11 protein-coding genes are annotated in these 14672 nt (G+C 48.8%); 7 read left to right on the top strand and 4 right to left on the bottom strand.

Annotation, left to right across the window (positions count from 1 at the left end; translation table 11 throughout):
• Together ACY2VW_RS12770 and ACY2VW_RS12765 are read left to right on the top strand one after the other, a co-directional pair.
• Positions 1-363: amino acid ABC transporter permease (locus ACY2VW_RS12770; protein ID WP_461878312.1), on the top strand; the 363-nt coding region annotated here is incomplete at its 5' end.
• Entirely contained in the window at positions 353-1096 is a 744-nt protein-coding gene (locus ACY2VW_RS12765; RefSeq protein ID WP_055228261.1) for an amino acid ABC transporter ATP-binding protein, read from the top strand. The genes ACY2VW_RS12770 and ACY2VW_RS12765, both read left to right, overlap by 11 nt.
• A gap of 79 nt (positions 1097-1175) precedes the next feature.
• Here ACY2VW_RS12765 and ACY2VW_RS12760 read toward each other — a convergent pair whose 3' ends face one another.
• Positions 1176-2963: an aminopeptidase P family protein gene (locus ACY2VW_RS12760; RefSeq protein WP_055228286.1), complete on the bottom strand. Its 1788-nt coding sequence runs from the start codon at positions 2961-2963 to the stop codon at positions 1176-1178.
• Between the two features lie 287 nt (positions 2964-3250).
• Here ACY2VW_RS12760 and ACY2VW_RS12755 point away from each other — a divergent pair, with 287 nt between their 5' ends.
• A complete protein-coding gene (locus ACY2VW_RS12755) occupies positions 3251-5980 on the top strand; it encodes a beta-mannosidase (RefSeq protein ID WP_461878311.1) in 2730 nt (909 codons plus the stop codon).
• Between the two features lie 92 nt (positions 5981-6072).
• On the opposite strand, the gene ACY2VW_RS12750 is transcribed toward ACY2VW_RS12755, so the two are convergent.
• A complete protein-coding gene (locus ACY2VW_RS12750) occupies positions 6073-6948 on the bottom strand; it encodes an AraC family transcriptional regulator (RefSeq protein ID WP_461874216.1) in 876 nt (291 codons plus the stop codon).
• A 169-nt stretch (positions 6949-7117) separates the two neighbouring features.
• Between ACY2VW_RS12750 and ACY2VW_RS12745 the strand changes: the two genes are divergently transcribed.
• Complete coding sequence (locus ACY2VW_RS12745; RefSeq protein ID WP_461878310.1) at positions 7118-8419, top strand: MATE family efflux transporter; 1302 nt, start codon at positions 7118-7120, stop codon at positions 8417-8419.
• 75 nt (positions 8420-8494) lie between these two features.
• Here ACY2VW_RS12745 and miaB read toward each other — a convergent pair whose 3' ends face one another.
• On the bottom strand, positions 8495-9940 hold the full coding sequence (miaB, locus tag ACY2VW_RS12740) for a tRNA (N6-isopentenyl adenosine(37)-C2)-methylthiotransferase MiaB (RefSeq protein ID WP_461878313.1): 1446 nt from the start codon (positions 9938-9940) through the stop codon (positions 8495-8497).
• A gap of 88 nt (positions 9941-10028) precedes the next feature.
• Between miaB and ACY2VW_RS12735 the strand changes: the two genes are divergently transcribed.
• From ACY2VW_RS12735 to ACY2VW_RS12725, 3 genes are all read left to right on the top strand, one after another.
• Positions 10029-10208, top strand: coding sequence for a hypothetical protein (locus tag ACY2VW_RS12735; RefSeq protein WP_461878309.1), 180 nt, complete (start codon positions 10029-10031; stop codon positions 10206-10208).
• Positions 10209-10619: 411 nt separating this feature from the next.
• Entirely contained in the window at positions 10620-11120 is a 501-nt protein-coding gene (locus tag ACY2VW_RS12730; protein ID WP_055217787.1) for a TRAP transporter small permease, read from the top strand.
• On the top strand, positions 11117-14497 hold the full coding sequence (locus tag ACY2VW_RS12725; protein ID WP_461878308.1) for a TRAP transporter large permease subunit: 3381 nt from the start codon (positions 11117-11119) through the stop codon (positions 14495-14497). The genes ACY2VW_RS12730 and ACY2VW_RS12725 overlap by 4 nt, the downstream gene beginning before the upstream one ends.
• On the opposite strand, the gene ACY2VW_RS12720 is transcribed toward ACY2VW_RS12725, so the two are convergent.
• Positions 14487-14672: hypothetical protein (locus ACY2VW_RS12720; protein WP_461878307.1), on the bottom strand; the 186-nt coding region annotated here is incomplete at its 5' end. The genes ACY2VW_RS12725 and ACY2VW_RS12720 overlap by 11 nt on opposite strands.

Here is a 14672-nt window from a genome sequence, read left to right as displayed (position 1 = left end):
GGTGCGTACGTTGCCGAGATCTTCCGTTCCGGAATCATGTCTGTGGATAAAGGACAGACGGAAGCGGGACGAAGCCTTGGTTTAAATTCGGCACAGACCATGCGTCTGATTATCATTCCGCAGGCGTTTAAAAATGTTCTTCCGGCGCTGATCAACGAGATGATCGTGCTGTTGAAAGAGACCGCCATCATCGGCTATATTGGAACCATCGATATTACAAAAGCAGCAACCCTGGTACAGAGCCGTACGTACGATGCGCTGGTTCCGCTTCTCTCCGCAGCGATCTTTTATCTGATTCTTGTTATGATTCTGACCTATTTCATGGGCAAACTGGAAAGGAGACTGCGTAAGAGTGACCACTAACGAAAAAGTATTAATTAAAGTTGAAAATCTGCAGAAGAGCTTCGAGGATAATAAAGTTTTAGACGGAATCAGCACAGAGATCCGTCAGGGAGAAGTTGTCGCTGTCATCGGTCCTTCCGGTTCCGGAAAATCGACGTTTCTGCGTTCCTTAAACCGTCTGGAAATTCCAACCGGCGGAAAAATTTATTTCGAGGGTGTTGACATCACAGCACCGGAAACCGACATTGACCATGTGCGTCAGAAGATCGGAATGGTATTCCAGCAGTTCAATCTGTTTCCGCACAAAACCGTTAAGGAAAATATCATGCTCGCTCCGGTGACGTTAAAACTGATGACACCGGAAGAAGCAGAGAAAAAAGCGATGGAGCTCCTGACCCGTGTCGGGCTGCCGGACAAAGCAGATGCCTATCCGGGAAGCCTTTCCGGCGGACAGAAGCAGCGAATCGCCATCGCACGCGCCCTTGCGATGAATCCGGATGTTATGCTGTTTGATGAACCGACTTCCGCACTCGATCCGGAGATGGTAGGAGAGGTTCTGGAAATCATGAAAGAGCTTGCCGAATCGGGCATGACCATGGTTGTTGTCACACATGAGATGGGCTTTGCCAGGGAGGTGGCAACCCGCGTCGTCTTTATCAACGAGGGAAATATTCAGGAGGAGAATACGCCGCAGGAATTCTTCGCAAATCCGCAGCACCCGCGCCTGAGAGAATTTTTATCGAAAGTATTATAAGAAAAAGAAATGAGAAAAACCGATGTTCTGTGAAAATAACACGCACAGAACATCGGTTTTTTGATGTTATAGAAAGAACTTATTTGGAAATCGGGCGGGTAGCTTCTTTCAGCCACTCTTTTTCGTCCCCTTCCAGATAAGGAGAAATCTTCTCATACACTTCTTTGTGGTAATTATTCAGCAGCTCGACATCTTTCTCTGTCATATACTGCGTATCGATACCGTCGAGGTCGATCGGAACCATGGTGACGAACTCAAAGCGCATGAACTGGCCATACATATTCTTTTCTGCTTTGCGGCAGAGCATCAGGTTCTCAGTACGGATACCGTGACTTCCTTCAATGTAGATACCAGGTTCGTCAGAGGTCAGCATACCTTCCTCGAGAACGGCATTTTCCATGCGCTCCGGAACCATTTTCCAGCGGAAACCGTTTGGACGCTCATGGACATTTAAGAGATAGCCGACACCGTGGCCGGTTCCGTGATTGAAGTCAAGACCTCTCTCCCAGAATGCCTGTCTTGCGAGGTAATCGAGGTTGATGCCAATGCATCCATGGAGAAATTTTGCATTTCCAAGACGCAGGGTTCCCATCGTGGTGATGGTGAAATGCTCTTTTTCTTCCTCGGTCAGCGGTCCGACAACGATCGTTCTCGTGATATCAGTTGTTCCTTCATAATACTGTCCGCCGGAATCTACCAGGTACATGCCTTTTGGCTGTAGAACGGAGAAATCTTCTTTCGTTGCCTGATAATGGCACATAGCGGCATTCGGGCCGTAAGCGGAGATTGTTCCGAAACTTGGCTCGATATAGCCTTCCTGCTCTTTTCGGAAGGATTCCAGTTTTTCCGCAACGGAAACTTCATCCATCGGGATTTTTCCGATATTCTTCTTTAACCAGTAAACGAAACGGGTCACAGCAACGCCGTCTTTGATGTGGGCTTTGCGGATATTTTCCATCTCAACTGGTGTTTTCACTGCCTTTAAGGAAGAAGCCGGGTTCATCACATTGACAATCGTGTTTTCGCCCATGACGCTCTGGCAGATCGTGTAGTTGACTTTGGCTTTCTCCAGAAGAATCGTTTTTCCTGTGATGCTGGCAGCGAAATCATAGACAGCATCGTATGGATGAATCGAAATACCAAGACCGGCAAGATACTGTTTCACTTCATCATTTAAAGTTGCTTCCTGAATAAACAGATGGCCTTCGGTTTCGGTCAGAATGAGGTAGGAGAGGACAACCGGATTGCACGGAATATCGTTTCCGCGGATATTCAGCATCCAGGCGATATCGTCGAGCGCGGTCAGGATATGCACTTCGGCACCGTTCTCTTTCATCTTTTCGCGGACTTTGGCAAGACGGTCAGCAGCGGACTCGCCAGTATATTTGGAATCAAGAATCCAGACTGGTTCTGCAGAAAGCGCCGGGCGGTCGGACCAGATTTCACCGATCAGGTCACTTCGATAGGAGAGAAAACGCTCCGGAAGTGTCTTTTCCAGTGTCTCACCGAGCATCTCATTGACAACGCGGCCGTCGAAGCCGATGGTCATGCCTTCTTTTGTATTTGCCTGCAGGTATTCCTCTACGGTCGGAACACCTTCCTGGCCCATTTTCATTAAAGTAACGCCGGTTCCGGCAAGCTCTTTGGCTGCCTGTACGAAGTAACGGCCATCGGTCCAGAGGCACGCTTCATCCTGGGTAATAACGGCGGTTCCGGCAGAACCGGTAAAGCCTGTGATATACGTTCTTGCTTTAAAGTAAGTTCCTACATATTCAGATTCATGGTAATCGGCGGTCGGAACCAGATAAGCGTCCACGCCGTAGGCTCTCATTTTTTCGCGGAGAGCAGCTAATCTTTCTGGTATCATAATTTTTTCCTCATCTTTCTTTTCGAAAAATACTGCCGGCATTTTTTTCAGGATGCCGACATTTTTATTCTATCACATTTTCCAGATCTGTCAAAGTGATGATTGAGAATTTGTCTCACTGTTTCCGAAATTTTCTAAAATCGTTTCGCATTTGGAGATTTTTCCTATTTTTCAAGAGCTTTTTTGTACCATTTTGGTTAAAAAAGCAGTAAGATAAAAATAAAGTGAAAAGCGTGGCGAAACTACGCGAAAAAGCAGAAACTATGAAGAAAGGGGGACATACTGTAATGCATACAATATGTCTGAAAGACAACTGGACATTAACTGTCCTCGGAAAAAATGTTTACGATATTCCGGAAACTCCAATTGAAACGAAGGTACCGTCTACCGTTTACGGCACCCTTCTGGAGAAAGGCCTGATCCCGGATCCGTTTTATCGTGACAATGAGCTCGATGCACTGAAATTGATGGAGAACGATTTCGCATACGAGACAACGATCGTGATCAGTGAGGAAGACAGAAAAGCGGACCGTCTGTTTTTACACTTCGACGGAATTGATACCATCGCAGATGTTTATCTGAACGGAGAGAAAATCGGCTCCGCAGACAACATGAACCGTGTCTGGGAGTATGATATTACCGATCTTGTTGCAGGTGATGCAGCCGATACCGTATATCAGGTAAAAGTGGTTCTGCATTCCCCGACAAAATTCATCGCAGAAGAAGAAGCAAAATGCCCGGTTGGAGCAGCATCCGATGCAATGCCGGGATTCCCGCATATTCGTAAAGCCGCCTGCATGTACGGCTGGGACTGGGGTCCGCGTCTTCCAGATGCAGGACTGTTCCGTGAGGCTTCTGTTCTCGCAGTAAAAACTGCCCGTCTGGCACAGGTATTTGTAGGACAGGAGCATCATGTAACTGGAAAAACTGTTCATGGAAATGTGGTTGACTCCGTCCGCCTGACCGCAGATGCTGAAATCGAGTGGATGCCGGGTGTAACCGACGGTAAAGTAAAGATCGTAATGACCGTTACTTCCCCGGATGGAAAAACCGTTCTGACCGCAGAAAGCGGCACAATGGATCCGCTGACCAATTCTGCACCGGCAAAGAATCTGACCGGACTTACCTGTGATCTTCGCAGCAACCATGTACAGGCTTCCCTTACCGTAGAAAATCCGGAGCTGTGGTGGCCGAACGGCTATGGTGCACAGGCACTGTATCAGGTAAAGGTAGAGCTCGTTGCAGACGATATCCTGGATACCTGGGAGAAGAAGATGGGTCTTCGTACCATCACCGTAAATACTGACGTGATGGAAGATGAAGTCTTTGATGAGCACATGACCGGCCAGTCACCGGATTACGATGACGGCGACAACATGATCATGACCAACGGTGAGAAAAAAATCATCATCACCGATAAACCTGCAAAGACCGTAAAGGGCCGTAACTTTGCGTATGAAATCAACGGACTGCAGATCTTTGCGATGGGCGCTGACTACATTCCGGAGGACAATATCTTAACCCGTCAGACGAGAGAGCGTACCGATCTGCTGCTGAAATCCGCACAGGAGGCAAACTTCAACTCCCTGCGTGTATGGGGCGGCGGATACTTCCTCGATGACTTTTTCTATGATGTCTGCGATGAGAGAGGACTCCTCATCTGGCATGACTTCATGTTTGCCTGCGCATCCTACGAGCTGACAGATGACTTCGAAGAGAATATCTCCGCAGAGATCCGTCAGAATATGCGCAGACTCCGTTCCCATGCAAGTATTGCTCTGTGGTGCGGAAACAACGAGATGGAAACCCAGTACGAAATGCTGGCATGGCAGAAATCTAAGAAACAGACGTATGATTACATCCATCTGTATGAGTACATCATTCCGAAAATCGTCAAAGAAGAGGATCCGGAGAAATTCTACTGGCCGTCATCCCCGTCTTCAGGCGGAAATTACGAAAACAGCAATGCAGAGAACGTCGGCGATACCCATTACTGGGGTGTATGGCACGGAAGCGAGCCGTTCACCGCTTATCGTTCCCACCATTACCGTTTCCTGTCCGAGTTCGGATTCCAGTCCTTCCCGGCACTGCAGACTGTAAAACGGTTTACTGAAGACGGCGACCGCAACATCTTCTCCCGTGTCATGGAAATGCACCAGAGAAATACGGCTGCCAACGGAAAGATCCTGAACTACATTTCACAGACATACCTGTATCCGAAGAACTTCGACGAGCTTCTGTACTGCTCACAGCTTCTTCAGGCCGATGCGATCCGTTACGGCGTTGAGCATTTCCGCCGCTTCCGCGGTACCTGCATGGGTGCTGTTGTATGGCAGCTGAACGATATCTGGCCGGTAGCATCCTGGGCAAGCGTGGACTACTATGGAAACTGGAAAGCCCTGCAGTACGCAGAGAAGAAGATGTTTGCACCGGTCCTGCTTTCCTGCGAGGAGCACGGAGAGATCGATCAGAAACCGTTTGTCAACACACTGCCGCATCCGATTGATGTCAGTGCAGACCTTCATGTTGCCAATGAGACCGGTGAGCCGATCGTCGGAACCGTAAAATGGTCCCTGTGCCGTCCGGATTCTTCCGTAGTCAAAGAGGGAGCCTTCGAGGTGAATGCACCGGCTTACGGCGGACAGTGGATGCCGCATCTTGATTTCAACGATCAGGATCCGCTGGAAGTTCATCTGACCTATGAGCTGGTTGTTGACGGAAACGTAGTATCTTCCGGATCAACTCTGTTCTGCGCACCGAAGCATTACCATTTTGCAGATCCGAAGCTTTCTGTATCAGTAGACGGCGATACCGTAACTGTAACCGCAGAGAACTTTGCAAAATCTGTCAGCGTAGAGACTGAGAACGGTGTGCTTCGTCTGGACGATAACTTTGTGGATATGGAAGCCGGAACAAAGACCTTCCGCATTCTGCCGACCGCAGACTTCACCGCAGAGGGAACCGGCGTATCGGGCGCATACCGCGTAAGAAGTGTTTATGAGACTGCAGAGAGATAAGGAAAAAGTTTAAAGAAATACATAAAAAAGAAAGAGCGTGCAGCAAATGCCTGTGCGCTCTTTCTCTGAAAAATTTCGAAAACAGATGATCGTTACCGTCCAAGCTGGAGTTTTCGTGCCTGCTTCGGCGTGACGCCTTTCAGTTTTTTGTAGCAGCGGATAAAGTAACTGCAGTCCGTATAACCGACCTCCCGCGCGATAAATGAGATGTCGTGGCTGGAAAACAAAAGCATATTTTCGGCTGCATTGATCCGGGTTGCTGTAATGTATTCCTTGCAGGTCATATTGTACCGGCGGTAGAAATTCATGGAAAAGGTGGAGTGCGACATATTGCACATCGCGGCCAGTTTTTCTACGGTCAGCTCCTCAAAGTAGTGGGAATCGATGTATTCGGAAATCAGGTCAAACCCGATTTCATAAGAAGGATGAACGCCGGGAGCCAGAAAGAAATCACCATTTTTCTGCCAGATCCGCGCAAACTTGGTGACGATTTTCCGAAGATCAGCAGTTAATACCATCGAATAACCGAATTCTTTATTCTGATATTCGGAAAGAATATCGGAAAAAAGCGGAAAAAGATTCATTTGAGCCGTCTGTTCCGGAGAAAAGATACAGGGACAGCGGTAGGCGTGAATCCCATGCAGCATGGCGCGCAGATCGATTTCATCCGTTTTGCAGGACGGCAGAAGATTGGGATCGAATTTGATCACATCGTACTGAACCGGAGAAGAACCTCTCGCAAGAGCGATGGAGTGGACGCATTTGGGCGGAAAAAGAATGACAGCGCCCTTCGTGCAGGTGGATATGACATTGTCAAGGGAAACTTCGATTTCGCCTTTGCGGACGTAGAGAAGTTCTACATAATAATGCCAGTGCGCCGGAATCGGCAGGAGGTCGCGGGTACTGTCAAAAAGAAAAGCCTCGTAGGGGGAAGCAATTGGATCGATGTATTCGTATAAGTTGTTCATGCCAGTGATGTTAAAAACCTTTCGTCTGAGTTACGTTCTATTATAACCGCATTTTGCAGTACTGACAAGACGACGGGAAACGATGAAGAGGAAATACTAAAAGAGAAAGGACAGGTTACAAAAAAATACCATGCAGAACACAACAAATGATATGACAAGAGGGAACAGCATGAAACTGATTTTTCAGTTTTTTCTGCCCATTCTGATCGGAAATCTGTTCCAGCAGCTTTACAGCTTCGTGGATTCCATGGTTGTCGGAAAAGGAATCGGAGATACGGCGCTTGCTGCGGTTGGAAATACGAGCTCCGTCCATTTTCTGATTATCGGCTTTGCCGTCGGACTGACCGGGGGTCTTGGCATCTGCATTTCGCATTCTTTTGGCGCAAAGGATACGAAAAAGCTGCGGAAAGAAATTGCCATGTCGGTTTATATCTGCCTTGCCATCGGAATTGTGATCACAACGTTCAGTCTGCTTCTGATGCGGCGGCTGTTCGTCTTTCTGCAGACGCCGGAAGATATGATGACGGATACGCTCGTCTATTTTGGAACGATTCTTGCGGGAAGTACGATTACGATTTTAAATAACTTTGTGATGACACTGTTGCGTTCTGTTGGAAACAGCAAGGTACCGCTTGTTTCCATGGTGATTTCCGCATTTGTCAATATTTTCCTGGACCTCCTGTTCGTTTTTCCGATGAAAATGGGGGTTTTCGGTGCAGCGTTTGCAACTGTGCTTGCACAGGCAGTTTCGGCATTGTACTGTTTCTGGCATATCCGCCGTGCACCGGAACTGATTCCACAGAAAAAGGACTGGAAAATAAACGGTTCTATCTTGTGGACGTTGACCGGAAAGGGGCTTCCTGTTGCTGTGATGAACTCGGTCACTGCCATCGGAGGTATGGTTCTTCAGGTATTTGTCAATCAGATGGGAACCGCGTATGTGGCAGCGTATGCGGCCTGCATGAAGGTCTGCGGTCTCTTTGAGCAGCCCGGAATCACAGTCGGACTGGCGCTTTTGACATTTACGGGACAGAACTATGGTGCAACAAAATACGGCCGAATCAAAAGCGGTGTATGCGCAGGCATTATCTTATCCATTCTTGTTAATCTGCCATTTGCCGCACTGGAAATTTTTGCCCCGAAATTTCTGGCTTCTCTGATGCTGAATGATCCGACGATCATTTCCTATACCTGTATCTTTCTTCCGATCACCGGAATCGCATTGTTTCCGCTTGGATGGCTCTTTGTATTTCGGAACGCCTGTCAGGGTATGGGAAAAACGGTATTGCCAATGATTTCCGGTGTCCTTGAGGTTGTGATGCGTGTTGGTGTTGTTCAGATTGCCGTTCCGCGCTTTGCATTCCGCGGTGTGGCATTTGCCGAAATTTCTGCCTGGATCGGTGCGGGTGTCATGCTGATGGTGACGTATCTGGTCTATCAGATGCGGTTGTCGAAAGGATTGTCAAAATAAATTCTCAAATCATAAAAATCCCGGATATCCGGCATTCCTGCGGTAAAAGCAGAAACCGGATATCCGGGATTCTTTTTAGTTAGGTTTGTTTTCCACCGGTGTTCCCATGTAATAGAAACCGCGGCACTCATCCAGATATACATTCTGCAGCGTGCCGATCAGGGAAGCATCACCTTTGAAATGAACGAGCGTATTGTTACTCATACGGCCGGTCACAAGGGACGGATCCTGTTCATTGATGCTCTCGACGAGAACTTCCTGAACTGTGTGGGTATGTCTTGCCGTTACCTCACGGGAGATTTCCTGTACTTCAGCAAGAAGACGGTCGAAACGGTCCTTCACAACATCGGCCGGAATCTGATCCTCCATAGCGGCAGCCGGTGTTCCTGTTCTTCTGGAATACTGGAAGGTAAAGGCGCTGTCGTAGCGGACCTTACGTACCACATCCATCGTTTCGAGGAAATCTTCCTCTGTCTCGCCAGGGAAACCGACGATGATATCGGTTGTCAGGGAGACATCCGGTACTTTCGCGCGGATGCGGTCAACAAGGTCAAGATACTGCTCTTTCGTGTAGCGACGGTTCATCAGCTTTAAGATGCGGCTGCTTCCGGACTGGAGCGGGAGATGAAGATGGAGGCAGACCTTTTCGCAGTCGCGCATCGCATCGATCAGCTCCTCAGAGAGATCCTTCGGGTGGGAGGTCATGAAACGGATGCGTTTCAGCCCTTCGATTTTATTAACCTCGCGCAGAAGCTGGGCAAACGTCATCGGCTCCTCGAGATTCTTTCCGTAAGAGTTGACGTTCTGACCGAGCAGCATGATCTCCACAACGCCGTCTGCAACGAGACGTTTGATCTCTGCAACGATTTCCGCCGGCTTCCGGCTGCGCTCGCGGCCGCGCACATACGGTACAATACAGTAGCTGCAGAAGTTGTTGCAGCCGAACATGATATTGACGCCGGATTTGAACGGATATTTCCGGTCAACCGGAAGATTTTCCACGATTTTGTCGGTATCTTTCCAGATATCGATCACCATGCGGTCCTCGGTCATACAGCGGACAAGGTATTCAGCGAAGCGGTAGATATTGTGGGTTCCGAAAATCAGGTTGACGAAATGATAGCTTTTTTTGAGCTTTTCGACAACGAGCGGCTCCTGCATCATGCATCCGCAAAGGGAGATGATCATGCCCGGATTTTTCTTTTTGTATTTGCCAAGCTGTCCGAGACGGCCGTAGACGCGGAGATTGGCGTTTTCACGGACGGTACAGGTATTGTAAACGACAAAGTCAGCATCCTCGGTCTCCACAATGTGGTAGCCGACGGTTTCCAGGATTCCCTCGAGCTTTTCAGAATCGCGGGCGTTCATCTGGCAGCCGAATGTTGTGATACAGGCAGTCAGGAATTCTTTGCCGTTCTTTTTCGCGCGTTCCGGGACGAGCTGTTGTTTTAAGAGCGCCATAAAGTAATACTGGCGCTGCGGTTCTGCTTCCGGGGCCGGGAGTGTGATATCAACGTCCATCAGGTCGATGCCGGAAACCTCTGCATCCGGAATCGTTCTAAGATCTATTTTCATAGTTGCTGTTCCTCTTTTCTGGGTAGTAAAAATCATGGCAGAATGCCGAGAAAAAAGACCCGTCGCATCGGATCTTATCTGTCTGTTATTTTATCGTATCTGTGGGAAAATAGCAAGGAAAAAAGGTGCTGCAATCGAAGCAGAACAGCAAACCGAAAATTTTACGGTTTTTCAAAATTATAACAAAATTTCAGAACCAATTCTTGACAAATGACAAAAATCGCGCTAAAATTACAGCTGTCGTGTAAGATAAATTCAGGGAAGAGAAAAAGTAAATGCGGAAAAAGCGTTTGCAGAGAGCTGTCGGAGAAGGTGCGAGACAGCAGCGTGTCCGGATTGAACATCATCTCGGAGAAGGGAAACCCAAAGAACTGTTTTTATTTTAAGATAAAGACAAGATTCCAGTAGGTTTTCACGGGAGTTTCCCGTTACAGAAACCGCGTATGCTTGTGCGTTGTATTCGTACTTGTTTCAAAGGAGAGACAAGGGTGGTTTGCGGAAAAAATATGGTCCGTCCCTGGTTATCGTGGGGCGGCTTTTTTTATGCAGAAACACCGGTAATACAACCTGGCAAGAAACAAATCCTGCTGCAAAACACGCGCAGACAGGAAAAGGGAGGAAACGTATGAAAGTGTACAAAAAAATCATGAACGGCGTGGCATTTGTCGAGAAATTGATTCTTGTGCTGTCCACGATCCTGATTGTTGTGCTTACGGTCGGAAATGTCCTGTCCCGTAAGATTCTGCATCAATCCTGGTCATTTACCGAGGAACTCGTCGTTGCGGTATTTGTCCTGATTACACTTCTCGCTGCAGCGCTCGCTGCCCGTGACGGAGAGCTGGTCAATCTTTCTTTACTGCCGGACCGTCTTTCCGAAAAAGCGAGAAGAATTCTGCTGGTGGTCAACACGGCTTTCAGTGTTGCATTTACCGCAGTCCTGTTTAAATACGGCATGGACAAGGTTCTGACCCAGTTAGCCAACGGAAAGAGAACCTTTGTGCTGAACTGGCCGGAATGGATTTTCTGGTCCTTCGTACCGATCGGAGCCGCCTGCATGACGCTCCACATGATCGAGTATCTGATTGATACCTTTGTAAAAGCGAAAGAGGAGGGAGAAGAAAAATGATCAGTGCAATTCTTTTTATTTCATTCTTTATTTTCCTGATCCTTGGTATTCCGATCGGCATCTGCCTCGGTTTATCCTCGATCTGCGCAATTTTGTATTCCGGCACATCTCTGACGATCGTTGCCACCAACATGTATTCCGGCATCAGTAAATTCCTGCTGCTTGCTATTCCGTTCTTTGTCCTGTCCGGAAACATCATGGCAAAAGCTGGTATCTCCAAGCGGCTGATCCGTTTCGTTGATACGTGTGTCGGCCACAAAAAGGGCGGTATCGCCATCGTGTGCGTTATCGTTGCCTGCTTCTTCGGCGCCATTTCCGGTTCCGGTCCAGCTACCGTTGCAGCTCTTGGTATGGTTCTGATTCCTGCCATGATCGAGCGCGGCGGCTTCTCCGCACCGTTTGCCACAGCGCTGATGGCGACATCGAGTTCGATCGCAATCGTCATTCCGCCGAGTATCGCATTCGTTGTTTACGCATCCATCACCGGCGTATCCATTGCAGATATGTTCACCGCAGGTATCGTTCCTGGTATCCTGATGGGTGTTGCTCTTGTAATCGTTGTTCTTCTTGAGGCAAAGAAACACAACATTCAGCCGACGCAGAAGAAGGCAACGGCAAAAGAGAGATGGGATGCCTTCAAAGATGCATTCTGGGGATTCCTGATGCCGGTTATCATCCTTGGCGGTATCTACGGAAGTATTTTCACTCCGACCGAGGCAGCAGCCGTTTCTGTTGTGTACGGTCTGTTCGTCGGAATCTTTATCTACAAAGAAATCAAAATCAAAGACCTGTGGGATCTGATGGTAGACTCCGCGAAGACCACCGGCGGCATCATGCTGATCGTAGCAAGTGCTTCCCTGTTCTCGTTTGTCTGCACCAAATTCGGTATCGCGCAGGCAGCTTCCGATCTGCTCGGAAGTGTTGCACATAATCAGTTTACATTCCTGCTGATCGTCAACATCATTTTCCTGATCGCAGGATGCTTTATCGATGCAAACTCTGCCATGTACATCTTCATTCCGATCATGCTTCCGGTCTGCAAGGCACTTGGCTATGATGTCGTTGCATTCGGTATTGTGGCAACGGTCAACCTGGCCATCGGACAGGTAACTCCGCCGGTCGGTGTCAACCTGTTTGTTGCTATTTCTGTCAAACTGAAAAAAGGAATGGAAGTTACGATCCAGCAGATCTCAAAGGCCGTTATGCCGATGATCGCTGCATCCGTTGCTGTACTTCTGCTGATCACCTACGTTCCGCAGATTTCCACGTTCCTTCCAAAAGCACTTGCTGGAAAAGACGGTTCCTACAGCGGTACGGTAGCTGCCGCCACGAATTCCGATGCGTCCGGAGATGACAGCCAGACCAGTACCAGCGGGGATAATGGAAACAGCGAAGATTACAATGATATCGCAGATTACAGCGATCTTGACTGGCCGGATCAGACATGGAACTTCACCTGCTCGACCACCGAAACCAGTACCTGGGCAGAGGGCGGACGCAAGTTCGGCGAGCTCATGGAAAAAGCAACCGGCGGAAAGATCAAAGTCAACGTTTACGCCGCAGACCAGCTGACCAACGGAAATCAGTCCGAGGGTATCCAGGCGCTGATGAACGGAGATCCGGTACAGATTTCCATGCACAGCAACCTGATCTACTCTGCCTTTGACCCGAGATTCAACGTTGTTTCCCTTCCGTTCCTGTTCGACTCTGTAGAGGATGCGGATGCAAAACTCGACGGCGAGGCCGGTGAGAAATTAAAAGAGATCCTTTCCGAGTATAACCTGCACTGCATGGGAATCGCGGAGAATGGTTTCCGTCAGCTGACGAACAGCAAGCAGGAAGTAACATCTGTCGATGACATGAAGAACCTGAAAATCCGTGTGGCAGGAAGCAACCTTTTAATGGAATGCTACAAACGCTGGGGTGCTGACGCGACCAATATGAACTGGTCCGAGACATACACCGCGCTGCAGCAGAAGACCGTTGAGGGACAGGAGAATCCGCTTCCGGCAATCGACGCAGCAAGTGTACAGGAAGTACAGCCGTACTGCTCGATGTGGAATGCAATTTACGACTGCCTGTTCTTCTGCATCAACGGAGATATTTACAATTCTCTGACACCGGAACAGCAGAAGGTTGTCGATGAGGCAGGCCAGAAGGCTGTGGATTATGAGCGTGCGATCAACCGCGCCGGTGACGATGAGATCATGGACCGCTGGCAGAATGAGAACGGTGTCAAGATCACCAAATATGAGGATATGGATATTGATTCTTTCAAACAGGCAGTTGACGGTGTGGATGAATGGTATCAGAAAGAACTGGAGAGCCAGGGCTACGATGATGCCAAAGATCTGATCGAGACCTTTACAAAAAAGGATACTTCTTCAGCCAATGCATCGAAATATGATGTAGAAGACAGAAGCGACCTTGACTGGCCGGAGCAGACATGGAATTTTACCTGCTCCACCACTGAGACCAGTACCTGGGCTGAGGGCGGACGCAAGTTCGGCGAACTCATGGAAAAAGCAACCGGCGGAAAAATCAAAGTCAATGTCTATGCGGCAGACCAGCTGACCAACGGAAACCAGTCTGAGGGTATCCAGGCGCTGATCGACGGCGACCCGGTACAGATCTCGATGCACAGCAACCTGATCTACTCTGCATTTGACCCGAGATTCAACGTGGTATCTCTTCCGTTCCTGTTTGACTCCGTAGAAGATGCGGATGCAAAACTCGACGGCGAGGCTGGTGAAAAATTAAAAGAGATCCTCGACGAGTACGGCCTGCACTGCATGGGAATCGCGGAGAACGGTTTCCGTCAGCTGACGAACAGCAAGCAGGAAGTGAAATCTGTCGATGATATCAAGAATCTGAAAATCCGTGTGGCAGGAAGCAACCTGCTGATGGAATGCTATAAACGCTGGGGCGCTGATGCGACCAACATGAACTGGTCCGAGACATATACTGCATTGCAGCAGAAGACCGTTGAGGGACAGGAGAATCCGCTTCCGGCAATCGATGCTGCCAGTGTACAGGAAGTACAGCCGTACTGCTCCATGTGGAATGCGATCTACGACTGCCTGTTCTTCTGCATCAACGGCGATATCTACGACAGCATGACACCGGAGCAGCAGGAAGTGATTGATGAGTGCGGCCGCCTCGCAACCGAGTACGAGCGCGAGATCAACCGCGCCGGCGACGACGAAATCATGGACCGCTGGCAGAACGAGAACGGCGTAACCATTACAAACTACGACGATATGGACATTGATTCCTTCAAAGAAGCAGTGGACGGCGTAGACGAGTGGTACCAGAACGAACTCGAAAGCCAGGGTTATGAGGACGCGAAAGATTTGATTGATACCTTTATAAAATAAGAATAAGCAAAGTGGAAAATCCATCCGTATGGCGGGTGGATTTTTCCGTTTGTGTGCCGAGCATGGCACTAATCTTGCTGGTGCAAGTCCAGTCACGGGTATTTACCGCCAAGTGTAGCGAACCACAAGTTGGTATCAGTAACGGTATGGATGGAGGAAGTGGTGTAGCAAAGTT

This window comes from Fusicatenibacter sp. (assembly GCF_977045365.1).
This window is presented reverse-complemented; position numbering and strand designations above follow the sequence as displayed.